This is a genomic window from Paraburkholderia sediminicola (assembly GCF_046026675.1).
GTDB classification, from domain to species: Bacteria; Pseudomonadota; Gammaproteobacteria; order Burkholderiales; family Burkholderiaceae; genus Paraburkholderia; species Paraburkholderia sediminicola_F.
The window spans coordinates 861,533-885,283 of record NZ_JAQQEY010000001.1 but is presented as its reverse complement, the minus strand read 5'-3'; the positions used below and the strand labels follow the sequence as shown (position 1 = coordinate 885,283).

23 protein-coding genes, 1 other RNA gene and 1 riboswitch are annotated in these 23,751 nt (G+C 60.8%); of the genes, 11 read left to right on the top strand and 13 right to left on the bottom strand.

Translation table 11 applies throughout. From position 1 onward, the window contains the following. Positions 1 to 11: 11 nt before the first annotated feature. Positions 12 to 1,910, bottom strand: a complete 1,899-nt coding sequence (locus PQQ86_RS03845) for a TonB-dependent receptor domain-containing protein (RefSeq protein WP_408265017.1) — start codon at positions 1,908 to 1,910, stop codon at positions 12 to 14. 91 nt (positions 1,911 to 2,001) lie between these two features. Next, positions 2,002 to 2,257, bottom strand: a riboswitch (cobalamin riboswitch). A 207-nt stretch (positions 2,258 to 2,464) separates the two neighbouring features. On the opposite strand from PQQ86_RS03845, the gene PQQ86_RS03840 reads away from it, so the two are divergent. From PQQ86_RS03840 to PQQ86_RS03820, 5 genes are all read left to right on the top strand, one after another. Further along, positions 2,465 to 2,821 (top strand): hypothetical protein, encoded by a 357-nt coding sequence (locus tag PQQ86_RS03840; protein WP_054035121.1) that lies wholly within the window; start codon positions 2,465 to 2,467, stop codon positions 2,819 to 2,821. Continuing rightward, positions 2,818 to 3,129 (top strand): cell division protein ZapA, encoded by a 312-nt coding sequence (locus tag PQQ86_RS03835; RefSeq protein ID WP_200618763.1) that lies wholly within the window; start codon positions 2,818 to 2,820, stop codon positions 3,127 to 3,129. Before PQQ86_RS03840 ends, PQQ86_RS03835 begins: the two co-directional genes overlap by 4 nt. A 94-nt stretch (positions 3,130 to 3,223) precedes the next feature. After that, positions 3,224 to 3,405: non-coding RNA, 6S RNA (gene ssrS / locus PQQ86_RS03830), on the top strand. A gap of 92 nt (positions 3,406 to 3,497) precedes the next feature. After that, positions 3,498 to 3,956, top strand: coding sequence for an EVE domain-containing protein (locus PQQ86_RS03825; protein WP_408265016.1), 459 nt, complete (start codon positions 3,498 to 3,500; stop codon positions 3,954 to 3,956). Between the two features lie 196 nt (positions 3,957 to 4,152). Further along, positions 4,153 to 4,884, top strand: coding sequence for an SIMPL domain-containing protein (locus tag PQQ86_RS03820; RefSeq protein ID WP_408265015.1), 732 nt, complete (start codon positions 4,153 to 4,155; stop codon positions 4,882 to 4,884). A 92-nt stretch (positions 4,885 to 4,976) separates the two neighbouring features. On the opposite strand, the gene lgt is transcribed toward PQQ86_RS03820, so the two are convergent. Both lgt and PQQ86_RS03810 read right to left on the bottom strand, forming a co-directional pair. Beyond that, positions 4,977 to 5,882, bottom strand: coding sequence for a prolipoprotein diacylglyceryl transferase (gene lgt, locus PQQ86_RS03815; protein ID WP_408265014.1), 906 nt, complete (start codon positions 5,880 to 5,882; stop codon positions 4,977 to 4,979). Positions 5,883 to 6,025: 143 nt separating this feature from the next. After that, on the bottom strand, positions 6,026 to 7,009 hold the full coding sequence (locus PQQ86_RS03810; RefSeq protein ID WP_408265013.1) for a LysR family transcriptional regulator: 984 nt from the start codon (positions 7,007 to 7,009) through the stop codon (positions 6,026 to 6,028). Between the two features lie 232 nt (positions 7,010 to 7,241). Between PQQ86_RS03810 and ilvD the strand changes: the two genes are divergently transcribed. Continuing rightward, a complete protein-coding gene (gene ilvD, locus PQQ86_RS03805) occupies positions 7,242 to 8,915 on the top strand; it encodes a dihydroxy-acid dehydratase (RefSeq protein WP_408265012.1) in 1,674 nt (557 codons plus the stop codon). A gap of 187 nt (positions 8,916 to 9,102) precedes the next feature. Then, entirely contained in the window at positions 9,103 to 9,444 is a 342-nt protein-coding gene (locus tag PQQ86_RS03800) for a c-type cytochrome (RefSeq protein ID WP_408265011.1), read from the top strand. Positions 9,445 to 9,527: 83 nt separating this feature from the next. Here PQQ86_RS03800 and PQQ86_RS03795 read toward each other — a convergent pair whose 3' ends face one another. The 3 genes from PQQ86_RS03795 to PQQ86_RS03785 form a co-directional block, all read right to left on the bottom strand. Beyond that, the gene (locus tag PQQ86_RS03795; RefSeq protein WP_408265010.1) at positions 9,528 to 10,202 is read right to left on the bottom strand and encodes a DUF2486 family protein; all 675 of its coding nucleotides are present in this window, start codon (positions 10,200 to 10,202) and stop codon (positions 9,528 to 9,530) included. Positions 10,203 to 10,306: 104 nt separating this feature from the next. Further along, a complete protein-coding gene (locus PQQ86_RS03790) occupies positions 10,307 to 10,723 on the bottom strand; it encodes a DNA polymerase III subunit chi (protein ID WP_408265009.1) in 417 nt (138 codons plus the stop codon). Positions 10,724 to 10,775: 52 nt separating this feature from the next. Then, a complete protein-coding gene (locus tag PQQ86_RS03785) occupies positions 10,776 to 12,302 on the bottom strand; it encodes a leucyl aminopeptidase (RefSeq protein WP_175052656.1) in 1,527 nt (508 codons plus the stop codon). Positions 12,303 to 12,439: 137 nt separating this feature from the next. Between PQQ86_RS03785 and lptF the strand changes: the two genes are divergently transcribed. Genes lptF through PQQ86_RS03770 form a run of 3 tightly spaced genes read left to right on the top strand, consistent with a single transcriptional unit; the run spans position 12,440 to position 15,075 of the window. After that, the gene (gene lptF, locus PQQ86_RS03780) at positions 12,440 to 13,537 is read left to right on the top strand and encodes an LPS export ABC transporter permease LptF (RefSeq protein WP_408265008.1); all 1,098 of its coding nucleotides are present in this window, start codon (positions 12,440 to 12,442) and stop codon (positions 13,535 to 13,537) included. A gap of 3 nt (positions 13,538 to 13,540) precedes the next feature. Then, entirely contained in the window at positions 13,541 to 14,689 is a 1,149-nt protein-coding gene (lptG, locus tag PQQ86_RS03775; RefSeq protein WP_408265007.1) for an LPS export ABC transporter permease LptG, read from the top strand. Positions 14,690 to 14,700: 11 nt separating this feature from the next. Then, positions 14,701 to 15,075: a sirohydrochlorin chelatase gene (locus PQQ86_RS03770; protein WP_408265006.1), complete on the top strand. Its 375-nt coding sequence runs from the start codon at positions 14,701 to 14,703 to the stop codon at positions 15,073 to 15,075. Positions 15,076 to 15,506: 431 nt separating this feature from the next. Here the strand turns inward: PQQ86_RS03770 and PQQ86_RS03765 are convergent, their stop codons facing one another. The 7 genes from PQQ86_RS03765 to PQQ86_RS03735 all read right to left on the bottom strand — a co-directional run bounded on the left by PQQ86_RS03765 (position 15,507) and on the right by PQQ86_RS03735 (position 22,582). Then, complete coding sequence (locus PQQ86_RS03765) at positions 15,507 to 15,749, bottom strand: DUF6429 family protein (protein ID WP_408265005.1); 243 nt, start codon at positions 15,747 to 15,749, stop codon at positions 15,507 to 15,509. A gap of 607 nt (positions 15,750 to 16,356) precedes the next feature. Continuing rightward, on the bottom strand, positions 16,357 to 17,109 hold the full coding sequence (gene cobA, locus PQQ86_RS03760) for a uroporphyrinogen-III C-methyltransferase (RefSeq protein WP_408265004.1): 753 nt from the start codon (positions 17,107 to 17,109) through the stop codon (positions 16,357 to 16,359). A gap of 74 nt (positions 17,110 to 17,183) precedes the next feature. Further along, positions 17,184 to 18,500, bottom strand: coding sequence for a sulfate adenylyltransferase subunit 1 (locus PQQ86_RS03755; RefSeq protein ID WP_408265003.1), 1,317 nt, complete (start codon positions 18,498 to 18,500; stop codon positions 17,184 to 17,186). 21 nt (positions 18,501 to 18,521) lie between these two features. Further along, positions 18,522 to 19,484, bottom strand: a complete 963-nt coding sequence (gene cysD, locus PQQ86_RS03750; protein ID WP_054042851.1) for a sulfate adenylyltransferase subunit CysD — start codon at positions 19,482 to 19,484, stop codon at positions 18,522 to 18,524. 113 nt (positions 19,485 to 19,597) lie between these two features. Beyond that, positions 19,598 to 20,344, bottom strand: coding sequence for a phosphoadenylyl-sulfate reductase (locus PQQ86_RS03745; protein WP_408265002.1), 747 nt, complete (start codon positions 20,342 to 20,344; stop codon positions 19,598 to 19,600). Further along, on the bottom strand, positions 20,341 to 20,880 hold the full coding sequence (locus PQQ86_RS03740; protein WP_408265001.1) for a DUF934 domain-containing protein: 540 nt from the start codon (positions 20,878 to 20,880) through the stop codon (positions 20,341 to 20,343). Before PQQ86_RS03740 ends, PQQ86_RS03745 begins: the two co-directional genes overlap by 4 nt. Positions 20,881 to 20,902: 22 nt before the next feature. Continuing rightward, a complete protein-coding gene (locus PQQ86_RS03735; protein ID WP_200657813.1) occupies positions 20,903 to 22,582 on the bottom strand; it encodes a nitrite/sulfite reductase in 1,680 nt (559 codons plus the stop codon). A gap of 219 nt (positions 22,583 to 22,801) precedes the next feature. Between PQQ86_RS03735 and PQQ86_RS03730 the strand changes: the two genes are divergently transcribed. Beyond that, positions 22,802 to 23,743 (top strand): CysB family HTH-type transcriptional regulator, encoded by a 942-nt coding sequence (locus PQQ86_RS03730; protein ID WP_408265000.1) that lies wholly within the window; start codon positions 22,802 to 22,804, stop codon positions 23,741 to 23,743. Positions 23,744 to 23,751 lie beyond the last annotated feature (8 nt).

The window sequence follows — 23,751 nt, the reverse complement described above, 5'->3', positions numbered from 1 at the left end:
AGGTACGTTCGTCACTGCTGCTGCCAGCCGACCGTGACATACGCACCGCGCCGCGGCGAGTTATACGAGTAGGCCGTTTCATAGTCCTTGTTCAACAGGTTCTGGATCTGCGCGGCGACGTACCACGCCTTCGTGATGTTGTAGCGCGCCGACAGATTCACCGCGCCGTAGCCGCCCAGCGTGCCGCTGCTATCTTCACGGGCGCCGCTGACGATCCACTCGCCGCCGACGCGCCACCCGGCAATGCTGCGATTCACCGTCAGCGACGCGAAGCGCCTTGCACGCCGCACAAGATCGGTATCGCTATCGAGGTCGACAGGATTCTGCAGCGTTACCGATGCGCGCACATCCGTCTTGCCCACATGCCCGCTCCACGAACCTTCGAGTCCCTGCACCTTCGCATGGCCGACGTTCTCGGCCAGATAGATGCCGGGCGTAACCTGCTCGTAGTCGATCAGATTCGAATAACGCGTCTGGAACGCGCTCAGACGCATCACGCCAAGCGCGTTCGACGCGTACTGCAACGCGGCTTCGATCGAATGGCTGCGCTCCGGCTGGATCGACGGATTGCCGCTGAACGGATAGTACAGATCGTCGAAGCTCGGCGCGCGGAACGAATCCGAATAGCTTGCAGTCGCCTTCCAACGCTCGGTGATGTCGAAACCGTAGCCGAGATAGTAACTGTTTGCCCCGCCGAAATCGGAATACTGATCGCGTCGCACATTGGCCTGAATCTGATTGCGCCCAAAGCGCCCTGTATAGCCGACAAAGCCCGAATCCACATGCCGGTCGGGCGCGGCGAACGTATCCGAGTCGAGGCTCTGATCCAGATGCTCATAGCCGACCTGCAGTTTCTGCTGCGCGGCAAGCGCGAAATCGTTCTGCCACGTGTACTGGCGATTGTCGGTATCGAAGCGGCCGTTGTAGACGCCGTTGGTATTCGACACGCTGCGGTCGTCGCCTTCGGAAACGATGAAGTGCGTGGTCCACCAGTCGGTCAGTTTGCCGTTCGCGAACACCGACACCTGGCGCACTTTGCTGTAGAGATTGTTCAGATCGGTCGGCACACCGTACGCGTTGTCGTAGCTGCTATTGCCGTTCGACTGGAAATAGGTGACGCCCGCGTCCCACTTGTCGCTGAACTTGTGGCGCAGCGAAGCCGAGATACTTTCGTTCAGATAGCCGTTCGCGTTCGGATTCGAGTTGGGCGCCTGGGACGGATTGAGCGAGGAGAAGCCGTCGTCTTTCGAACGCGCGAGCGAAATGCTGAAGGTGGTGTTGCCGTCTTTATCCAGCGCGCCGTTCACACCGGCTTGCTGCGTCTGCGTGTGATAGCTGCCATAGCCCAACGAAAAACTGAAGCGCGGCGGATGGTCGCCGCCGTCTTTGGTGAACACCTGCACCACGCCGCCAATTGCGCCCGAGCCGTAAAGCGCGGACACGTTGCCATTCACCACTTCGACGTGATCGATCTGGTCGAGCGGAATCTGCGCGAGTTGCGGCGCACCCAGGCTCACGGAGTCGACTCGCACGCCGTCGATCAGTAAAAGTGATTGCGTCGACGATGCGCCGCGCAGAAACAGGCTTGTCGTGGAACCCGGGCCACCGGTGCGCGAAATTTGCGCCCCGGGCGCGAGTTGCAGCAGGCCGGGCAAATCGGTCGCGGTCGTGTCGGCAATGTCCTGCTGATCGAACAGTGTGGTCTGTGGGATCGCATCGGCGAGCGGTTGCGGCCCACGCTCCGCGGTCACGACAACGGGCGACAACACCGCAGGTGACGAACCGCTCGCCCCCGTATCGGCAGAAGAAGATGAAGACGAGGACGAGGACGAAGAAGATGCTTGAGCATGCACGACGAGCGGCAGGCTCGCAAAGGCGAGCAACGCCGCGCGAGCGATAAGGGACAGCATGGGATGACATTCCTGTGGATAGCGTGCGCGGCCCGCTTCCCCGCGGGCCGATGCGTAACGAGGCGCCCGCGTTGTTTTACGTTTGCGCGGGAACGAGCCTCTCCCTCTGGCCGGTATCCGGGCTGGCGACACATCGATCCCGCCTTCCCACGCGTGACGCGCAGTGGCACACTCGCGTGTTCGGCTTCAAACACGCGATCAGGATCGACCTGCATGACGAATGCGGTCGCTTACCGTTGCGGGGGCAGCGCAGGTTGGCGCGTTCAGGCGAAGCGCGCGCCCTGCTTTCCGTTTAACTACGCACACTGTGAAAAGCGCGCGCGGGCACCAAAGTGCGGCCAGTTTAGGAGCGGCCTTCAGGTCCGTCAAGAATGGTTAATCCGTGCGCAAACTGTTCTGTTAAGTGCAGGTTATTGTCCGATGCACGAGTTGTTTTTCATCATATGGTCGATAAAAGCCGGCACAAAGCGATGTTGTTACGTCTCGAAACGAGACAATTGTCGGAACCTGCGACATTCCGCGCTAAAATGCGATGTCTTTAGAGGACGCAGCAGATGCTCACCGAACTCGAAACACTTTCACAGAATATCGGCAAGCTGATCACGATCAGCCAACGCCACAATGAAGCGCGGCTCGCGCTCGAAGATCAGCTCGCCCAAACGCGTGCCGAAGCAGAGGCCACGCGCACGGAACTCGCGCTGATGCGCGAGGAGCGCGATGCGTTGCAGGCTGAACGCGACGCGCTGTCGGCAAAGATCGACGACGCGCAGGTGCGCCTCAACGCGATCCTTGAAAAATTGCCGCGGGCTCGCGCGCACAGCGAGCCTGATAATCAGCTCGATCTGCTCGAGGCCGCGCCGCATGAGGAAGAAGCGGAGAGCGACGTCACCCGCCATGGAGAAAATGCATGACCACCAAGCAGATCGAAGTATCGATTCTCGGCGTGCCCTATCGTCTCGCCTGCTCGCCGGAAACTGAAGGCGCGCTGCTTGAAGCGGTTGCCCGCGTCGACGCCGAGATGTCGAAGATCCGCAATAGCAGCAACGTGCGCGGCACGGATCGCATTGCCGTCATGGCCGCGCTGTCGCTGGCATCAGAACTGCTTAGGCTGCAAAGCAGCGTGCGACACGGAGAAGCATTTCCCGCTGAAGAAATCCGGCGTACAATGCACCAAATGAACGAGCAACTGGGTACTGTGATTCAGCAGTACAGCATGTAGAAAGTATCTTGCAGCCGGTCCTGAGATCGGTTGCGGATTCAAGCGAGGTGCGTGAGCAAAGATTCATGCAAACGTTTTGAATTCAATCGGTTTGACTTCCCTGCCTGGTTCGCCAAGGTCATATATTCCTTGAACCAATGCCATGTGCACGGTTGTGGAAATTTGTAGCACGGGTGTGCGCGTCACTCTGTCTGATGTACCCGAAGTGCTGCTAACTGCGACCAATTCTGAACCCCCGGTTCAGGATGCCGGCCTAGCGGCTAAGGCGGGGACCTTATTCAAACGGCATCGGACTTCGGTTCGGTGCCGTTTTTCTTTGGGCCTCGATTTTTCTTGCTGTATCAAACCTTTAACGTTCAATTCGATTCATGCGCTACTGGCTAATGAAGTCCGAACCGGACGAAGCAAGCATCGACCATCTCTCCCAGGCACCGCACCATACGTTGCCGTGGACAGGCGTGCGCAACTATCAGGCGCGCAACTTCATGCGTGACATGATGCAGGTCGGCGACGGTGTGCTGTTCTATCACTCGAGTTGCCCGGAGCCCGGCATTGCGGGGCTCGCGGAGGTATCGTCCACTGCGTATCCGGACCCCACTCAATTCGATAAGAAGAGCCCCTACTACGACCCGAAGTCGTCGCAGGAAACGCCGCGCTGGCTACTCGTCGATGTGGTGTTCAAAAAGAAGATCCCATTGATTCCGCTTGCCGCGCTGCGCGAGCATGAGGAATTGAAGGACATGCGTGTGCTCGTCAAAGGCAACCGCCTGTCGATCACACCAGTGACCGAAGCTGAATGGCGCTTCATCACCAAACGTCTTGTTTGACGTTGCATACGCGCATGTGACCCGTTGCCGCTTGTGTCACGCGCATGTCTGTGCGCTGATGAACACAAACGTTCAGCAAACGTCAAATTAGGGAACCAAGCTCAGGTTACAAGCGCCTAACGGACTCGCAAACGTTGTGCCATCGCATGGCGTTCGCTCCAATCGTGCACAACCTGTTCAAGCAAGGAGTCCAAGAATGACGAAAAATACCGCACGTGCACTCGCTCTCGCTCTCATATGCGCCGCGCCGGCCGCGCTCGCGCTGACGCCGGCCATGGCCCGCGCGCAGGGCGTGACGCAATATCAGCCCGCAGGCGTGCTGTCGCTGAATGCGCAAGCAAGCTCGGAAGTGCCGCAAGACGTCGTCGATATCACGCTGTTCTATGAGCAGGAAGCGAGCGATCCGTCCGTGCTCACCTCCACGCTGAATCAGCGCGCCGATGCGGCGCTGCAAAAAGCTAAAGGTGTGAACGGTGTAACGGCTCGCACTGGTTCCTTCTCTATCTACCCGTCCACCGATCGTGACGGCCGCATTTCCGCATGGCGCGGCCGTACCGAAGTTGTGCTCGAATCGCACGACTTCGCCGCGGCGTCGAAACTCGCGGGTCAGATGGCATCGATCATGCAGGTCGGCAACGTGCAGTTCTCGCTGTCGCCGGAAGCGCAGCGTGCCGCGGAACAGAAGCTCACCGGTGAAGCCATCAAGTCGTTCCGCGAGCAAGCCGCTTCGTCAGCGCAGGCGTTCGGCTACAGTGGCTATTCGATTCGTGAAGTCAACGTCGGACACAACGGTGTCATGCCGCGTCCCATGATGATGATGAGCGCGCGTGCAATGGGTGCTGATGCGAAGGCATCCGCGCCGGTACCGATCGAAGGCGGCACGTCGACTGTCACGGTCAATGTGTCGGGCTCGGTGCAGATGAAGTAAGGCGTTTTACGCTAAACGTACGGCTGTAAAGAAAAAAGCCACGGCATGCCGTGGCTTTTTTGTTGGCTGCTCACTACGATAAAACGTAGCGCTTAGTTCGCGCCGACCGCCTGCGCCGGTTCACGCCGCGCACGGCGATAGGACCACACCAGTATCCCGATGCCCACGAGGATCATTGGCAGCGAGAGCCATTGGCCCATCGAGAGACCCATTGCCAGAAGCCCAAGGAAATCGTCCGGTTCACGCGCGAACTCCACCGTGAAACGCGCGAGACCGTAGCCGATCAGGAACACCGCGGAAATCGCGCCCAACGGCTTTGGTTTGCGCGAAAAGAAGAACAGCACGAAGAACAGCGCCACGCCTTCCAGCGCAATCTCATACAACTCCGACGGATGACGCGGCAGCATGTGATATTGCGCGAACACTTCGTTCAGATGCCATTGCGCGGCCAGTTGCGGATGGGTGGTGAGCCACGTGGCGTCGTCCGGCGCGGCGCCTGGAAACAGCATCGCCCAGGGCGCTGACGGATCGGTCACGCGGCCCCACAACTCACCGTTGATAAAGTTGCCGAGGCGCCCTGCCGCGAGCCCGGTCGGCACCATCGGCGCGACGAAATCGGTGACCTGCAGCCATGAGCGCTTGCGCTGATAGGCAAACAGCACCATCGCCAGCGTCACGCCGAGGAAGCCGCCGTGAAACGACATGCCGCCTTCCCACACCTTGAAAATGTCGAGCGGATGCGCGAAGTAAAAGCTCGCCTTATAGAACAGCACGTAGCCGAGCCGGCCGCCGAGGATCGTACCGAGCACGCCGTAAAACAGCATGTCGTCGATATCTTTAGCGGTCCAGCCTTGCGCGGCGACGTACGGCAGACGCAGCCGCAAGCGGCCGACGACGATCGCCGCGATGAACGCAACGAGGTACATTAGTCCATACCAGCGCACAGCAAGCGGCCCCAGATGAATGGCAACGGGGTCGAAATTCGGGTGAATGAGCATCGTGTTGTTATGGGCAGTTCAGGTTCAGAAGCGGATTTCTAGTCGAGTTTCAAGTAGCAGCCGGCGTTGTGCGCATCGTGCGGCGCATGCGTTGGACGGTTCCGCTTGCAATGCGTTCGCGGCAGCGGCTCACCTAAGCTCGCCTAAACACGAGGCGCCACGAACTGCGCCTCCATGGTGGCCGCGTGCGCTCGCACGATCTCGATGAAACCGGCCAATACCGGACTCACCTCCGCCGTGCGCCAGACCAGCCCCGTCTCGATCGCCGGCACCGATTCGGAGAGCGGCCGGTACACGACACCCGTGCGGCGCAGATTACGCAACGATTGCGGCACCAGTGCGACGCCCATCCCGGCCGACACGAGGCTCACGATCGTCTGCATCTGGATCGCCTCCTGGCTGACCCGGGGCGCCAGGCCCGCCACGCCGTAGCAATCCATAATGATGTCATAAAAGCCTGGCGCCAGACGTCTTGGGAAGATCACGAGCGGCTCTTCGGCGACGTCGCGCAGGCTGATGGGCGTGTCCAGCCACTCCGCGCGCGGGTCAGTCCTCGAGCCGGCGGCGCTGCCCACCCGCTCGGCCATGTCCGTCGACATCGCGATCACCAGCGGCTCGCGGGCGATCGGCAACCACGCGAGCTGGGTGGCATGGCGCGACGGTAGCGGCGCGATCACGAGGCCTGCATCGATGCGCCCGGCCACCAGTTCGTCGATCTGCACGTCGCTGGTGGCTTCGGTCAGTTCGAGGCGCACCCGTGGATGACGCGCGCCGAAATCGCGCAGCAGTAACGGCAGCAGGCCGTAATCGGCCGTCGAGACGAAGGCCAGCGACAGCGCCCCGGCCTCGCCTCGCGCGAGGCTCTGCGCCAGCGGCTTCAACCCCTCGGCGCTCGCCAGCAGGCGCTGCACTTCGGGCAACAGGTCAGCGCCTACCGGGGTCAGCTCCACCGAGCGCTTGGTGCGTGCGAACAACTCGACGCCAAGTGTTTCCTCCAGCGCCCGAATCGCCTGCGACAACGGCGGCTGCGTCATGGAAAGACGCACGGCCGCCCGCCCGAAGTGCTTTTCTTCGGCGACGGTCACGAAATAGCGTAATTGGCGCAGGTCAGGAATCGTGGGTAGCATGATTAATACATTTTACGACCTAATCGAGCCTGAATAATATATTGGACACGCGCTTCGCAAAACTGCACCCTTGCGCAACGCGTCGGAACTAAACTGAACTGACCTGAACCGCCGTATCGGCCGACGCCGGCGGCAACGCATTGGCAGCGTCCGCGCCGCCTCTGCGGCAGTACCTGAGCCCTGAGCCCCGCACACGCAGCACGGATCAAAACAAAACAGATTGGAGTTCCCCATGGCATACAACCGTCGTTCGAAGAACATCACGCAAGGCGTGGCGCGTTCGCCGAACCGCTCGATGTACTACGCACTTGGCTATCAGAAAGAAGATTTCGACAAACCGATGATCGGCATCGCCAACGGCCATTCGACCATCACGCCGTGTAACGCCGGCCTGCAGCGTCTGGCCGACGCGGCGGTCGCCGCGGTCAAGGGCGCCGACGCGAATCCGCAGATCTTCGGCACGCCGACGATTTCGGACGGCATGTCGATGGGCACGGAAGGCATGAAGTACTCGCTCGTGTCGCGCGAAGTCATCTCCGACTGTATCGAGACGTGCGTGCAAGGCCAGTGGATGGACGGCGTGGTCGTGATCGGCGGCTGCGACAAGAACATGCCGGGCGGCATGATCGGCATGCTGCGGGCAAACGTGCCGAGCATCTACGTGTATGGCGGCACGATCCGTCCGGGCAACTGGAAAGGCACCGACCTGACCATCGTGTCGTCGTTCGAAGCAGTGGGCGAATTCACGGCCGGCCGGATGTCCCAGGAAGATTTTGAAGGGGTCGAAAAGAACGCGTGCCCGTCCACGGGTTCGTGCGGCGGCATGTACACCGCCAACACGATGAGCTCGTCGTTCGAAGCGATGGGCATGTCGCTGCTGTACTCGTCGACGATGGCCAATCCCGACCAGGAAAAGGTCGACTCGGCAGCCGAATCGGCACGCGTGCTGGTCGAAGCGGTCAAGAAGGATCTGAAGCCGCGCGACATCGTCACGAAAAAATCGATCGAGAACGCTGTGGCCGTGATCATGGCCACGGGCGGCTCGACCAACGCCGTGCTGCACTTCCTCGCCATCGCCCACGCGGCCGAGGTGGAATGGACCATCGAAGACTTCGAGCGCATGCGCAAGAAGGTGCCGGTGATCTGCAACCTGAAGCCGTCGGGCCAGTTCGTGGCGACCGATCTGCACAAGGCCGGCGGCATTCCGCAAGTCATGAAGATTCTGCTCGACGCAGGTATGTTGCACGGCGATTGCATCACGATCACCGGCAAGACGATCGCCGAAGAACTGAAGGATGTGCCGAGCAAGCCGCGCGCCGATCAGCAAGTGATTTTCCCGATCGAGCAGGCGCTGTACAAGGAAGGCCATCTGGCGATTTTGAAGGGCAACCTGGCTGTCGACGGCGCCGTCGCCAAGATCACCGGCCTGAAGAACCCGGTCATCACCGGCCCGGCCCGCGTGTTCGACGACGAGCAAAGCGCGCTGGAAGCCATTCTGGCCGACAAGGTCGTTGCCGGCGACGTGGTCGTGCTGCGCTACCTCGGCCCGAAGGGCGGCCCCGGCATGCCGGAAATGCTCGCGCCCACGTCCGCGATCATCGGCAAGGGGCTCGGCGAAACCGTCGGCCTCATCACCGACGGCCGCTTCTCGGGCGGCACGTGGGGGATGGTGGTCGGTCACGTCGCGCCGGAAGCCTTCGTGGGCGGCACGATCGCGTTCGTGCAGGAAGGCGACTCGATCACGATCGACGCGCACAAGCTGCTGCTGCAACTGAACATCGACGACGCCGAACTGGAACGCCGCCGCGCTGCATGGCAGCAACCGAAGCCGCGCTACACGCGTGGCGTGCTGGCGAAGTACTCCGCGTTGGCGCTGCCGGCCAACAAGGGCGCAGTGACGGGCTAAGCTGGAATTGAGCACGCGCTGCGCTGATGCGCCTCGATTCTCCGGGGCTAACGCGTAGCATCGCTCGACGCCACATCGGCTGCGTGAGTTACGAAAAAGCGCAAAGGGGCGCACGGGAAACCGTGCGCCCCTTTCCTTTTATAATGCGTGCACCACGAGTCGGGCACCTGCACCGACGGAGACCAGAATGAAATCAATGTCGTATGCAGCGCTCGCGGCGGCCAGCGTGCTGAGCGCTATGTTAGCCGCAGGCAGTCCGGCGGCGCACGCGGAGGTGCCCGCCGCCCTCGCGCTTGCCCAGCAGCAAAACTGCATGAGCTGCCACTCGGTGACGCGTCCATTCATGGGACCGGCGCTGCATGACGTCGCCTCGAAATATGCCGGCCGCGAAGATGCCGCCACCTATCTGCAGCACAAGATTCTGGATGGCAGCACGGGCGTGTGGGGCGTGGTACCGATGCCCGCGAATACGCAACTCACGCCCGATCAGGCGGCTACGCTGGCGAGCTGGGTGCTGACGCTCAAATAATCACACTTAAACGAAGACTCAATTGAACGCCGTTTGATGAACGCGGTGAGAGAGCCCGGACAACGGCGCGCCCGCGGCGACGATCAAGCGCTGCCCGAGCGCCGGGCGATCTCCTGATCGACCGCTTCCCTGACCCAGCCGGTCAATTCGGTCTCCAGCGCCAGCGCCACTTCGCGCGTGATCTGATTGACGAGCCAGGACGTGTGATCCTGCAACGCGTCGCGGCAACGTGCTTCGATGATGCCGCGCCCCTCGCCCGTCAGAAAACCCGCGAACCGTCCACGCAGACGTTCGGCGATGACATCGGCATCGAGATTCGGCTGCGGCTGTGCTTCGTAAGCGATATCCGGCGGCACGATCGTACCCGCCTCGATCGGCGCATGCGGTTCAGCCCGATCGAAGACGCCCGCTGACGGCGCAAAGCCCGGCTCATGCCCGTGCCGGTGATCGGAAGCGTGGTGTGCCCTCGAGCGCTTTTTCGGGTGAGCGTGCTCGGCCGGATGCGCGTCCTCCGACGCATGCGCGGGCTCCGACTCGAGTGTCGGCTCCTTTGGCGCGTGCGCGGATTCTGGCGCAAGTACCTCAGGCTCATGCCTGGGTTCCGGCGTAAGGACCGGTTCTTGCGCAGTCGCGGGATCAGCCAGTGGCTGGGTGGCCGGCGCCGCTGCGCCGCCCTCCGCCTGACGCGCCTGGGCAGGGTTGCCCGGCACGAGAATCTCATTCAGAACCGGGATCGAACTATCGTTAGGATCGGACACGCGCGCTCTCCGTGTTTGAGTCCAAGCCGAGGCAGGCCGCGCGCGCGTCGAATCCATCCGACAAAACACCACGCGACGCGGGCCAAATAAGACGTAGCTGGGGCCTAGCTGCCTTGCTTGTAGTTGTTCAAAGCATAGCCGCGATCGCGATAGAAACGATAGCGTTCGCGGCCCGCCGCGAGTTCGTCGTGTGCGTTACCGACCACTTCCAGCAATCTTTCGAAGCGAGCGAATTGCGCCGGCACCGTGGCGCCGAGATTGAGCAACACCTGATGATGCGGCACATCATCGAGGTTCGACGCCAGCACGATTGGCGTTTGCGCGGCGAGCGACGTACCCGCCGTGCAGTGCGGCACGAAGTCGAGGGGCGAGAAGGTCCACAACTGCTCGTCGAAAACCCGCAGACGCTCGGGCTCGGCCAGCACGATGGTCGGCTGGCCCGCCTGATACGCCTTGCGGATCAGGCGGCACGCATACAGCAGCGAATCGCCGACGTTCGAGTGAAAATCGATTCTCGTCATCGGCGGCTCCGCTTTGCGTCTACAGCAACGCTCGCAACCTTACTGCAATGCGTCATTGTGCAGCGCGACCGTCAGCGGCCCTGTCGATCAGGAACTGCGCGAGCAAGGGCACCGGGCGGCCGGTGGCACCCTTCGCCGCGCCACTCTTCCACGCGGTGCCGGCGATGTCCAGATGAGCCCACGGATAAGCTTCAGTGAAGCGTGACAGGAAGCACGCGGCCGTCACGCTGCCCGCCGGACGGCCGCCGATGTTGGCCAGGTCCGCGAAGTTCGACTTGAGCTGATCCTGATACTCGTCGTCGAGCGGCAGGCGCCAGGCCGGATCGGACGCTTCACGCGAGGCATCGAGCAGCTCGCCCGCCAGGGCGTCGTCTTTCGAGAACAGACCGCTGTTGTGATGACCCAGCGCGATGATGCAGGCGCCTGTGAGCGTGGCGATGTCGATCACCGCCGCCGGCTTGAAACGCTCGGCATAGGTCAGCGCGTCGCACAGGATGAGCCGGCCTTCGGCGTCCGTGTTCAGCACCTCGATCGTCAGGCCCTTCATGCTGGTGACGATGTCGCCCGGCTTGGTGGCGGTGGCCGACGGCATGTTCTCGACGGCCGGGATAATGCCGACCACGTTGATCTTCAGGCCCATTTCGGCGACGGCGCGCAACGTGCCCAGCACCGAACCGGCGCCGCACATGTCGTACTTCATCTCGTCCATGCCTTCGCCCGGCTTCAGCGAAATGCCGCCGGTGTCGAACGTGACGCCCTTGCCGACCAGCACCACCGGCGCGGCTTTCGCGGCGCCGCCCTGGTACTGCAGCACGATGAACTGGGCCGGTTCGACCGAGCCGGCCGTGACCGACAGGAACGAGCCCATCTTCAGGGCTTCACACTGCTTTTCGCCGAGCACTTCGACTTTCAGCTTCCAGTCTTTGGCGAGCTTCTTCGCGGTGTTGGCAAGATAGGTCGGCGTGCAGACGTTGCTCGGCAGGTTGCCGAGGTCGCGCGTCAGATCCATGCCGTTGGCAAGCGCGGCGCCCTGCTTGGCCGCCAGCTTGGCGGCCTTTTCATCGCCGGTGTTGACACTGAACACGATGCGCTTCAGGGCGCGCGGCGCGTTGTCCGGCTTGCTCTTCATCTGCGTGAAGCGGTAGCTCAACTCGCGCAGCGCGAGGATCGCGGCGCGCACGCCCCAATCGGCCGAGCGCTCGAGGATCGGCAACTGGGCGAGCGTGAAGGTGACCTGGACGATCTTGGTGCCGAGCAGTGCGCGCCAGGCGGCCCGCACGGCTTCGCCGTAGGCTTTCTGACTGAAAGCATCCTGCTTGCCGAGGCCGACCAGCAGCACGCGCGACGCGCCGATGCCTGAGACTTCGTGCAGGAACAGCGTGGTGCCGGCCTTGCCGTCCATGTCGCCGGCCTTGATGACGCGGGTCAGGAGGCCCTTGGTGGCCGCGTCGATCTCCAGCGCAGCGCCCGAGAGCGTTTGCGACTCGAACACGCCGATTACGATGCAATCGGATTTCCCGGTCAGGAAACCGTTTGACGAGCCTTTGGTCCAATCACAGGCTTTTATGCTAAAGTCCATCGCGCTTGTCCTCGGATAAAATCTGGGCTTAGGATGAAAGCCGCAATTATCCGCTATTTTTCCCGCGGCGGCTGCACCGGAGGCGTGACGGGAACCAATCCGTGCGTCACTGAGAGCGCCCCACCTCATCATCAATAATGATCTTCGAACGCTCCCTCCAGCGCGAACTCGCGTATACGGCTGGTGCCGTGTTCATGGTTCTCCTCACGCTCGTGCTGACGACGATGATGATCCGCATCGTCGGCCTCGCGGCCTCGGGCGAGATCGACCCGCGCGACGTGCTGGTCCTGATCGGCCTGACTGTGATCGGCTACCTGGCGATCATGCTCGTCGCGACCCTGTTCGTGTCGATCCTGTTCGTCCTGACACGCTGGTACAAAGACTCCGAGATGGTCGTGTGGCTGTCCTCCGGTGTCAGCCTGACGCAATTCATCAAGCCGATCGCCATTTTTTCTACGCCGATCATCATTCTCATCATGTTCTTCGTGTTCATCGGCTGGCCGTGGTCGAACCAGCAGAACAAGCTGCTGCGCGCGCGTTTCCAGCAGCGCGACGAAGTCTCGCTGCTCGCGCCGGGTCAATTCCGCGAGTCGACCACCAACCACCGCGTGTTCTTCATCGAGAAGATGTCGCCCGACCAGGCGCGTGTCGAGAACGTCTTCGTGACCAGTACGGAGAACGGCAAGGTCAATGTGGTCGTGTCGAAAACCGGCCACACCGAAACTCATAAGAACGGCGACCGCTTTGTCGTGCTGGAAAACGGCCGCCGCTATGACGGCGAACCGGGCCACCCCGATTTCCGCATCATGGAGTTCGAACGCTACGGCCTGAAGATCCAGAGCCAGCCGGTCGTCAATACGCCCACTACCACCAGCTTGCCCACGCTCACGCTCCTGCGTAACCCCACCGACGACAATCTCGCCGAGTTCGCCTGGCGCGCGGGGCTGCCGCTGATCGCGATCAACCTGATGCTGCTGGCGATTCCGCTTGCGCACCAGAACCCGCGGCGCAGCCGCACGATCAATCTGGTGATGGCCGTCCTGATCTATCTGACGTATTCCAATCTGTTGAACGTCGTGCAGGCATGGATCGAGCAAGGCAGGATGTCGTTCGCGGTTGGACTGGTGGGCCTGCACGTTATTGTGGCGGTGATTGTCGCGTTCATCTTCTGGCTGCGCGTGCGCAACCGGCCACTATTCACGCGGGCGATGTTCAGCCGTTCGCAGGGGGCCTGACCGATGCGCATCTACGAAAGGTACTTCGCGCGTCAGATCTATCTCACGTTCATCTTTATTCTGTTCGCGTTTTCGGGTCTGTTCTTCTTCTTCGATCTGATCAACGAACTGAATTCCGTCGGCCACGGCAACTACAAGTTCCAGTACGCGGTGCTGCGCGTCGCGCTGCAAACGCCGTCGCGCTTCTACGAAATCATTCCGGTTGCTGCGTTGATCAGCGCGATCTACGTGTTTGCGCAAATGGCGGCGAATTCCGAGTACACGATTTTTCGCGTGTCCGGCCTCGCCACCAATCAGGCGCTGCGCTCGCTCATGAAGATCGGCATTCCGCTGGTGTTCCTGACTTACCTGATCGGCGAGGTGGTCGGTCCGTACACGGATCAGTTGTCGGAACGCGTGCGGCTCGAGGCACTGGGGTCGTCGGTATCGAGCAACTTCGAGTCGGGTGTATGGGTAAAGGACACGCTCACGGCGCGCGCGGACGGCGAGCAGGTGACGCGCTTCGTCAACGTCGGCGAATTGAAGCCGGACGCGACGATCAGCAACGTGCGCATCTACGAATTCGATTCGCAGTTCCGTCTCTCGAACGTGCGGATTGCGAAGAGCGGCACGTATCGGCCGCCGGGTCATTGGCAACTGACTGATGTGACCGACACGCAACTGATCGACGTCCCCCCTCCTGCGGGCACGCCGGCTGATGCGTTGAATCCGGTGTACCGTGCAAAGCAGGTGGCGTTGCCGGAGTATTCGCTGCGTTCGGAACTGACGCCGCAGATCTTGTCGGTGCTGCTGGTGTCGCCGGACCGGATGTCGATGTTCAACCTGTTCCGCTACATCCAGCATTTGACCGAGAATCATCAGGACACGCAGCGGTATGAAATTGCGCTGTGGCGCAAGCTGCTGTATCCGTTCGCGGTGTTCGTGATGCTGGTGTTGTCGTTGCCGTTTGCGTATCTGCATACGCGTGCCGGCGTGGTGGGGGTGAAGGTTTTCGGCGGGATTATGCTGGGGATGAGTTTCCAGCTGTTCAATACGCTGTTCTCGCATATTGGCACGTTGAATACGTGGCCTGCGCCGTTGACTGCGGCTACGCCTGGGCTCGTTTATCTCGTGCTCGGGCTGGTCGGGTTGAAGTGGGTTGATCGCCATTAGGGGCCTTTGTCATGGCTACGCATGGACTTGTTTTGTTTGCGCATGGCGCGCGGGATATGCGGTGGCGGGAGCCGTTTGAGAGGCTCGCTGAGAAGGTTCGCGCTGCGCGCGGCGCTGATGCCGGGCCGGTTTTGTTGGCTTTTCTTGAGTTGATGGAGCCGGATTTGCCCACCGCTGTGGGGGATCTTGTCTCCGATGGGTGTTCTGTTGTGACCGTTGTGCCTGTGTTTTTTGGGCAAGGTGGGCATGTTCGCAGAGATCTGCCGGAGGTAATCGAGCGGTGTCGGGGGTTGTATCCTGCTGTCGAGATTAGGTGCGCTACGGCGGTTGGCGAGGATGAAGGTGTGTTGGACGCCGTCGCTGAGTATTGCCTTCGGCAGGGTTGATTTTTTGCCTGCGCGGCGCTTTTGTCTGTGTTCTTAGGGCTTCGGCCTTTCCTTGTTCTGGCTTTGGTGCCTTTCCTTGAATTGTTAGTGGTCTATTAGCGTTGCCCCTGTGCGGGGCGGCACCTACTTTTCTTTGCATGCCGCAAAGAAAAGTAGGCAAAAGAAAGCGGCTCAAACCGCTCATGCTAAGCGGGAACCGTGGTTTCCAACGGGTAGTGGTGCATCTGGAATCTGCGTTCTCGCACATTCCGCGTTAGTGACAAAGGATTCATCAGCTCCCACTCCGCACTACGTGCGTCGCGGACGGGTCTGCATGGGAAACCACGGGCTTCGGTTGAGGTCTGTGGGGCCGTCGGCTTCGCCTCGGCGATGCGCTGAATTGACGCTTGGTGAATCAAGCAGCTAGTGCCGTGAGTTAGAAGCTTGTTGAATCAATTCTCCGTTCTTTCCGGAATGACGAAGTGCTGACTAAAAAGCCGCTCGGACTCGCGTAGTCCTTCGTCCGTAAAGATCACGGACTTCGTCTTGTTGACGGGGTCTTCGATGAAGCCTCTTTCATGAAGTCGGTTCAGCACGTCCCAGTCGAAGCCCTTCCATGCGCGGTATCGATCATGCAGGGTCAGGTAGAGAAGGGCCAGGGCGACTTCGTCAATTGCATCGATATTGATATTCATGGAACTCCTGCTACAGCCTTCCGGCCCGCACACAAAATCGTTCGAGGCGAGCCACTATCTCATCAGTTGGCCTGCTCCAGACAAACGGTTTGCGCGACCGCCGTCTGCTCATCGTTGCCTCCTCGCCTCAAGTGCCAGACAAAACACTTTAGTACGTGATCGGCATCACTCAATGAATTTTTAACTCAAGACGTTGGCGATCGCAAGTGCGTCCTAACGCCGGAAGCAGCTATTGATCTAATAGCGCAGCAGTGAGCGTAACGATAGCTAGTTACTGGCAGGACTTCCACTGCGTGTCGACAACAACGCACGGTCTGGTGAAGTACCGCCTCGGCGCGCGCAGCGCCGCCGGAAGTATGACGCCCTTGTCACAGGCGCATGCAGCGGCACGAACACCGATTCCAGATGCACCACTACCCGCAGCAGACCACGGTGCCCACTTAGCAGTAGCGGTTTGAGCTGCTTTCTTTTGCCTACTTTTCTTTGCAGCCGGCAAAGAAAAGTAGGTGCCGCCCCGCACAGGGGCAACGCTAATAGACCACTAACAATGCAAGGAAAGGCCAAAGCCCTGAGAACACCGCCAATGCCGCCGCAAAAGGCAAAAAAATCAAGCAGCAACCAACATCCCATCCGCGGAGCGAACAACCCGCTGCCGAGCAGCAAAAGCCTCCCCAATCATCAGAAGACTAGGCTGCGAAGCATCAAGCCACTGCTGAGCCTCACCACAGGCGAGCCCCGAAAGCGTAAGAGTAAGCATCCGCTCACGAGGCGTACTACACGCCTCAATAATCGCCACAGGAGTCGCGCCATCGCGACCAGCATTAATCAACTCCTGGGCTATCTCAGGCCCACTATCGCGGCCCATATAGAACACGAGCGAATCAGCATTCACCTGCTCCCGAATCGCCGCAGTATCAGCCGCCCGACTATGCGTAGCCAACGCAACACTGCGAGACACGCCGCGAAGCGTCAACGACCGCTTTAACGTTGCCGCGCTGGCGAGCGCAGCCGTAATCCCAGGCACCACCTCATAGTCGATACCAGCCGCCTCAAGCGCCCGCATCTCCTCATCGGCACGCCCAAACAACATCGGATCGCCGCCCTTCAAACGCACCACCACATCGTGCTCAAGCGCAGCATCCACGATCTGCTTGTTGATGAACTGCTGCGCCGTCGACAACTGCCCGCACCGCTTGCCAACCGCAATCCGCCGCGCGTGGGAAGGTGCGTAGTCAAGCATTGCCGGCTCAACAAGCGCGTCATGCAACACCACATCCGCCATGCCGAGCAGCCGCGCGCCGCGCACCGTGATGAGATCCGCGGCCCCTGGCCCTGCACCGATCAGATACACCTTACCCATTCGCCTTAACCCCATTCGTCCAGTTCGTGCAAAACCCGAAGCCGCGAGCGCGCGTTAGTTGCCCGGCCGGTGACTCAAGCCGAAAACGCCCGGATCATCCCGGCCGCGACAGTGTGATGCGTCGCTTCGTCGATCAGCACGAATGCGCCCGTGCCCTGATGCGAGTCGTACACGTCGCACACCAGCGGCTTTTGCAACGTCAGCGCCACGCGGCCGATGTCGTTCATCGTCAGTTCCTTGCGATCAGTCGCCTGCGACAGCGTATGCACGTCGAGGACTTCCTTGATCGCACCGATTCGCGCGAACACCGTGCTGGTGGTCTGCTTCAACAGGTACTTACGCTGCGTCGACAGCGGCGTGTCGTCGAACCAGCACAGGTCGGCTTCCAGCTTCCTGGCCGGTTCCGGCGCCCCTTCACGCAATACAAAGGTGTCGCCGCGCGATACGTCGACGTCTTCCGCCAGACGGATCGTCACGGTTTGACCGGCAAATGCGCGGTCCACCGCTGCCGTACCGCCCGTCACCGGCGCGATGATCTCGGCAACCGTCGCTTCACGGTTCGCCGGCAACACGACGATAGTGTCGCCGACCTTCACCTCGCCCGCTTCGACACGGCCCATGTAGCCGCGGAAATCGTCGGCCTGGCTGCCGTCCTGACGCGCAACCCATTGCACCGGGAAACGCAGCGCCTGGCCGGTCGGAACTTCGACCGGCAACGCCTCGAGCAAATCGAGCAGCGGCTCGCCCGCGTACCACGGCATGCTTTCGCTAGCCGTCACGATGTTGTCGCCCTTCAGCGCCGACACCGGCACGAAGCGCACATCGTTCAGGCCGAGTTGACGCGCGAGTTCGACATACGCATCGCGAATCTCGTTGAAACGCGTTTCGCTGTAGTCGACGAGGTCCATCTTGTTGATCGCGACGATCGCGTGCTGCAAGCCGAGCAGCTTCACGAGCGCGCTGTGGCGCTTGGTTTGCGGCAGCAGTTGCGCAACGCCATTGATGAACGTCACACGCGTTGCGTCGACCAGAATGATCGCTGCATGTGCAGTCGATGCGCCCGTCACCATGTTGCGCGTGTACTGCTCGTGGCCCGGCGTATCGGCGATGATGAACTTGCGCTTGGCCGTTGCGAAGTAACGGTATGCGACGTCGATCGTGATGCCCTGCTCGCGTTCGGCTTCGAGGCCGTCCGTCAGCAGCGACAGATCGATTTCGTCGCCGACGGTACGCTTGTTCTTCGCGCGTGACAGTGCGGAGAGCTGATCGCTCAATACCGCTTTGCTGTCGTACAGCAGGCGGCCGATCAACGTGCTCTTGCCGTCGTCGACGCTACCCGCAGTAATGAAACGCAGCACGCCGAGGTCTTCTGGTTGGTGAATACCGCTCATGATTGCCTTATCCTCGTGTGCTTAGAAATAACCTTGCTTCTTACGCTGTTCCATCGCGGCTTCGGAGACCTGATCGTCCATCCGCGTCGCGCCGCGTTCCGTGATTTCGGTCACGGCCGTTTCGGCGATGATCTTCTCGAGATCATCAGCATCGCTCTCCACCGGGCACGTGCAGCTGATATCGCCCACGGTGCGGAAACGCACCAGCGCGGTTTCGCTGGTCTCACCTTCACGCATCGGCGTAAGCGGCGTAACCGGCACGAGCAGGCCGTTACGACGCACGATCTCGCGTTGATGCGCGTAATAGATCGACGGCAGTTCGAGTTGTTCGCGGGCGATGTACTGCCACACGTCGAGTTCGGTCCAGTTCGAGATCGGGAACACGCGCAGGTGTTCGCCGTTATGCAGACGCGCGTTATACAGGCTCCACAGTTCCGGGCGCTGCGCTTTCGGATCCCATTGGCCGAATTCGTCGCGGAACGAGAAAATCCGTTCTTTTGCACGGGCCTTTTCTTCGTCACGGCGCGCGCCGCCGATCAACGCGGTGTACTCATGTTCAGCGATCGTTTCGAGCAGCGTCACGGCTTGCGCAGCATTGCGCGAATCCAGTTCGCGGCGCAGACGCACGGTGCCGCGCTTGATCGAATCTTCGACGTGACCCACCACCAGTTCAGCGCCGATCTCTTTCGCGCGGCGATCGCGGAAGTCGATCACTTCGTCGTAGTTGTGACCGGTGTCGATATGCACGAGCGGGAACGGCAGCACAGTCTTGCGATTCGCGCCGATGCCGAAGGCTTTCAGCGCGAGGTGCAGCACCACGACCGAATCCTTGCCGCCCGAAAACAGCAACGCGGGCTTGCTGCATTCGGCGACCAGTTCGCGCAGGATGTGGATCGATTCGGCTTCGAGCCAATCGAGGTGATCCATCCGGTTCGCCGTGTTGGTAAGCGGTGCATTCACAGTGGAATCGAGCGTGGTGCTCATGTTTGGGTCCTTCGTTGATTCGCGTCGCAAGCGGTTGCCCGCGTCGCGGAAGTATTCAAATCGGTATGTGAGGCGTTCAGGTCGGAAACCAAGGCCTGAACCGCCTGAATGCTTTATGCCGAAGCGTTCTCGCTGGTGCTGACGGGAATCGGCGTAATCGTCGTGATGTGCAGGCCGCACTCCTTCGTATCGCGCGACTCCCACCACCAGCGCCCTGCCCGGCTGTCTTCACCGGGACGGATCGCGCGGGTACAAGGCTCGCAGCCGATGCTCGGGTAACCCCGCGCATGCAGCGGATTGACCGGCACGTCCAATGCTTTCAGATAGTCCCACACCTCAGCTTCGGTCCAGTCCGTCAGCGGATTGAACTTGGCGATATTGCGAGCGGCGTCGTGTTCTTCCTCGTGCAGTTCAGCACGCGTCACCGACTGCTCGCGGCGTTGGCCCGTCACCCATGCGCTGACATCCGACAGCGCGCGGTTCAACGGCTCGACTTTGCGGATTTCGCAGCAGCGCTTGCGCAGATCGACGCTTTCATAAAACGCGTTCAGACCATGCGAGCCGACGTACTCTTCAACCGCGGCGGCTTGCGGGTGAAACTGCTCGATATCGTAGCCGTAGCGTTCTTTCACGCGATCGAGCATGCCCAGCGTTTCCGCATGCAGACGGCCCGTGTTCAACGAGAAAATGCCGATCTTGACGCCACGCGACAGAATCGCGTGCGTGAGCAGCATGTCTTCCGCCGCGAGGCTGCTGGCAAGCTTCACGTTCGCGTGACGCGCGGCGATCGAATCGAGCAGCGCATCAAGGCGCTCGACCTTCGCTGCGAGTTCCGGCGTGAGCAATTGTGCGCCGCTCATGCCGAGGCCTTCGCCAGTTCGCCCGCTTCGCGGCGACGGAACAGCGGCGACGAGTTCACCGCGCCCTGATAGTTGAAGCTGAATTCGTCGAACGCCTTGAGCGCGTCGTCGAAGTCTTTGTCTTCACGCAGTGCATACGCGTCGAAGCCGCAGCGGAACATGAACGCCAGCTGATCGCGCAGCACGTCGCCGATCGCACGCAGTTCGCCCTTGTAGCCATAACGCTCGCGCAACAGGCGGCCAATGCTATAGCCGCGACCGTCACGGAACACCGGGAAGTCCACGCCGATCAGCGCGATCGTGCCGAAGTCGCCGACGATATCCGCCGGTTCGCTATCCGGCGCGAGCCACACGCCGATTTCAGCAGTGCTGCGCGAAGCGATCAGCGCATCGCGCGAAGCCTGCCACAGCGCGAGCGGCACCAGCACTTTGCCGGCCGGCAATGCGTCGACTGCGGGCAGCGTGCCGTCTTCAGCGGCGCGCACCACCGTCCAGTCATCGTTGACGATCGCGCGATTCTTGATAATAGAAGCCATCTGTTCAGTATCCTTTTCGCGGTTACGCGTGAGCCGGTTGACGCGAGGCGTACACACGTTCCTTGAACGGAGCCATGCCGATGCGATTGTACGTTTCGATGAAGCGCTCGCCTTCGTGGCGATTCTCCACGAACGTGTCGATCACTTTGCTCATCACGTCCGGCATTTCTTCCGCCGAGAACGACGGGCCGATCACGCGGCCGAGATGCGCGCCCGTGGCGCCCGTACCCTGCTCGCCGCCGAGCGTCACCTGATACCACTCCGAGCCGTCCTTATCGACGCCCAGAATGCCGATGTTGCCGACGTGGTGGTGACCACAGGCATTGATACAGCCCGAGATGTTCAGCGACACGTCGCCGAGGTCGTACACGTAGTCGAGATCGTTGAAACGTTCCTGAATCGCGAGCGCGATCGGAATCGACTTCGCATTCGCGAGCGAGCAGAAATCGCCACCCGGGCACGCGATGATGTCGGTCAGCAAGCCGATGTTCGGCGTCGCGAAACCTTGCGCCTTGGCCTTTTCCCACAGCGCGAACAGGTCGCGCTTCTTCACGTTCGCGAGAATCAGGTTCTGTTCGTGCGACACGCGGATTTCGCCGAGCGAGTACTCGTCGGCCCAATCGGCGACCGCTTCCATCTGCGCGTCGGTTGCATCGCCCGGGGCGATCGTGGTCGGCTTCAGCGACAACGTGACGGACGAATAGCCCTCTACCTTGTGCGGACGCACGTTACGTTCGACCCAACGGGCAAACGCACGGTTTTCCAGCAGATGGTTCTCGAACGAAGCATCCGTATCCGGCAGTTTTTCATACACCGGCGGCTGGAAGTATTGCGACACGCGGTCGACTTCAGCTTGCGTCAGCGTCGACGGACCGTCCTTCAGATGTTGCCATTCTTCTTCAACCTGCGCCGAGAATTTCTCCGGGCTCAGTGCCTTCACGAGAATCTTGATCCGCGCCTTGTACATGTTGTCGCGACGGCCGTAGCGGTTGTACACGCGCAGCACGGCTTCGCAGTACGTCAGCAGGTGTTGCCACGGCAGATCCTTACGGATGATCGCGCCGATGATCGGCGTACGGCCCATGCCGCCGCCGGCCAGAATGTCGGCCACCAGCTCGCCCTGCTCGTTCGTCTTCAGATACACGCCCATGTCGTGAATCTGCACGGCAGCGCGGTCTTCCTTCGAACCCGACACGGCAATCTTGAACTTACGCGGCAGCCAGGCGAATTCCGGGTGGAACGTCGACCATTGGCGCAGGATTTCCGCCCAGGGACGCGGATCCACCACTTCGTCCGGCGCCACGCCCGCGAACTGGTCGGCCGTGATATTACGGATACAGTTGCCCGAGGTCTGGATACCGTGCATCTGCACAGCGGCGAGCTTGCGCAGGATTTCCGGCGTTTCTTCGAGCTGGATCCAGTTGTACTGGATGTTCGAGCGCGTCGAGAAGTGACCGTAGCCGCGGTCGTGCTCACGCGCGATCTGCGCCAGCACGCGCATCTGGTCGCTGCGCAAGTTGCCGTACGGAATCGCGATACGGTGCATGTACGCGTGACGCTGCATGTACAGGCCGTTCTGCAGGCGTAGCGGACGGAACTCCTCTTCGCTCAATTCGCCCGACAAGCGGCGGCGAACCTGATCGGCGTATTGCGCGACCCGCTCATCGACGATGGTCTGGTCGTACTGATCGTATTGGTACATTCGGGGACCCCAATTTTTTGCGTGACACACGGCAGTCCGGTTCCGCCGCGCCCTGGATATCTCTATTTGTCAGTCCAGCCGAGTCAGGGTTTAGACCCATCTCTCATTTGCTTATGACAAATACAGATATCCATATTGAAAAAGATGGACAGATCGTAATAAACTCGCCTTATATTTCAAACGACTAAAAAATTCTTTTGATATGCGGAGAGGTTATATATGAACCTGCACCAATTCCGCTTCGTCCGCGAGGCTGTGCGGCAGAATTTCAATCTGACCGAAGCGGCCAAAGCACTGTATACAAGCCAGCCAGGCGTCTCCAAGGCGATCATCGAGCTGGAAGACGAGCTGGGCGTCGAAATCTTCACACGACACGGCAAGCGCGTGCGCGGGATGACCGAGCCGGGGCGCATCATTCTTCAGTCGGTTGAGAAGATTCTGCAGGAAGTGGAGAGCCTCAAGCGGGTCGGTAAAGATTACGCAGCCCAGGATCAGGGCAACCTGGTGATCGCCGCCACCCACACGCAGGCGCGCTACTCACTTCCGGCAGCGATCGCCGAATTCAAGAAGCGCTTCCCGAAAGTTCACCTTTCAATTCTGCAAGGTAGCCCGACCCAAGTGGCCGAGATGGTGATCCACGATCAGGCCGATCTCTGCATCGCCACCGAAGCGATCGCTAACTACAAGGAGCTGGTCTCGCTGCCGTGCTTCCAATGGCACCACGTCGCCGTGATGCAACCGGATCATCCGCTGCTCGACCGCAAACTTTTGTCGCTGGATGATCTGACCCAATATCCGCTGATTACGTACGACAATGCGTTCGCCGGCCGCACCAAGATCAACGAGGCGTTCCGCCTGCGCGGACTGCATCCGGACATCGTGCTGGAGGCGATCGACGCCGACGTGATCAAGACCTACGTGGAACTAGGTCTGGGCGTCGGCATCATGGCGGATATCGCGTTCAACGCCGAGCGCGACCGCCATTTGCGCGCCATGCCGGTCGGCCACCTGTTCGGCAGCAATGTGACGCGGGTCGCGCTGAAACAGGGCGCCTATCTGCGCAGCTATGTGTATACGCTCGTCGAACTGCTGTCGCCGAGCATGAACCGCAAGCTGATCGAACAGGCGCTCAAAGGCGAACACGAAACCTACGAACTTTGATATCACCA

Excerpts from the sequence above, each read along its gene's own strand:
- PQQ86_RS03845 (WP_408265017.1), bottom strand. The coding sequence starts at position 1,910 with ATGCTGTCCCTTATCGCTCGCGCGGCGTTGCTCGCCTTTGCGAGCCTG.
- PQQ86_RS03840 (WP_054035121.1), top strand. The coding sequence starts at position 2,465 with ATGCTCACCGAACTCGAAACACTTTCACAGAATATCGGCAAGCTGATC.
- PQQ86_RS03835 (WP_200618763.1), top strand. The coding sequence starts at position 2,818 with ATGACCACCAAGCAGATCGAAGTATCGATTCTCGGCGTGCCCTATCGT.
- PQQ86_RS03825 (WP_408265016.1), top strand. The coding sequence starts at position 3,498 with ATGCGCTACTGGCTAATGAAGTCCGAACCGGACGAAGCAAGCATCGAC.
- PQQ86_RS03820 (WP_408265015.1), top strand. The coding sequence starts at position 4,153 with ATGACGAAAAATACCGCACGTGCACTCGCTCTCGCTCTCATATGCGCC.
- lgt (WP_408265014.1), bottom strand. The coding sequence starts at position 5,882 with ATGCTCATTCACCCGAATTTCGACCCCGTTGCCATTCATCTGGGGCCG.
- PQQ86_RS03810 (WP_408265013.1), bottom strand. The coding sequence starts at position 7,009 with ATGCTACCCACGATTCCTGACCTGCGCCAATTACGCTATTTCGTGACC.
- ilvD (WP_408265012.1), top strand. The coding sequence starts at position 7,242 with ATGGCATACAACCGTCGTTCGAAGAACATCACGCAAGGCGTGGCGCGT.
- PQQ86_RS03800 (WP_408265011.1), top strand. The coding sequence starts at position 9,103 with ATGAAATCAATGTCGTATGCAGCGCTCGCGGCGGCCAGCGTGCTGAGC.
- PQQ86_RS03790 (WP_408265009.1), bottom strand. The coding sequence starts at position 10,723 with ATGACGAGAATCGATTTTCACTCGAACGTCGGCGATTCGCTGCTGTAT.
- PQQ86_RS03785 (WP_175052656.1), bottom strand. The coding sequence starts at position 12,302 with ATGGACTTTAGCATAAAAGCCTGTGATTGGACCAAAGGCTCGTCAAAC.
- lptF (WP_408265008.1), top strand. The coding sequence starts at position 12,440 with ATGATCTTCGAACGCTCCCTCCAGCGCGAACTCGCGTATACGGCTGGT.
- lptG (WP_408265007.1), top strand. The coding sequence starts at position 13,541 with ATGCGCATCTACGAAAGGTACTTCGCGCGTCAGATCTATCTCACGTTC.
- PQQ86_RS03770 (WP_408265006.1), top strand. The coding sequence starts at position 14,701 with ATGGCTACGCATGGACTTGTTTTGTTTGCGCATGGCGCGCGGGATATG.
- PQQ86_RS03765 (WP_408265005.1), bottom strand. The coding sequence starts at position 15,749 with ATGAATATCAATATCGATGCAATTGACGAAGTCGCCCTGGCCCTTCTC.
- cobA (WP_408265004.1), bottom strand. The coding sequence starts at position 17,109 with ATGGGTAAGGTGTATCTGATCGGTGCAGGGCCAGGGGCCGCGGATCTC.
- PQQ86_RS03755 (WP_408265003.1), bottom strand. The coding sequence starts at position 18,500 with ATGAGCGGTATTCACCAACCAGAAGACCTCGGCGTGCTGCGTTTCATT.
- cysD (WP_054042851.1), bottom strand. The coding sequence starts at position 19,484 with ATGAGCACCACGCTCGATTCCACTGTGAATGCACCGCTTACCAACACG.
- PQQ86_RS03745 (WP_408265002.1), bottom strand. The coding sequence starts at position 20,344 with ATGAGCGGCGCACAATTGCTCACGCCGGAACTCGCAGCGAAGGTCGAG.
- PQQ86_RS03740 (WP_408265001.1), bottom strand. The coding sequence starts at position 20,880 with ATGGCTTCTATTATCAAGAATCGCGCGATCGTCAACGATGACTGGACG.
- PQQ86_RS03735 (WP_200657813.1), bottom strand. The coding sequence starts at position 22,582 with ATGTACCAATACGATCAGTACGACCAGACCATCGTCGATGAGCGGGTC.
- PQQ86_RS03730 (WP_408265000.1), top strand. The coding sequence starts at position 22,802 with ATGAACCTGCACCAATTCCGCTTCGTCCGCGAGGCTGTGCGGCAGAAT.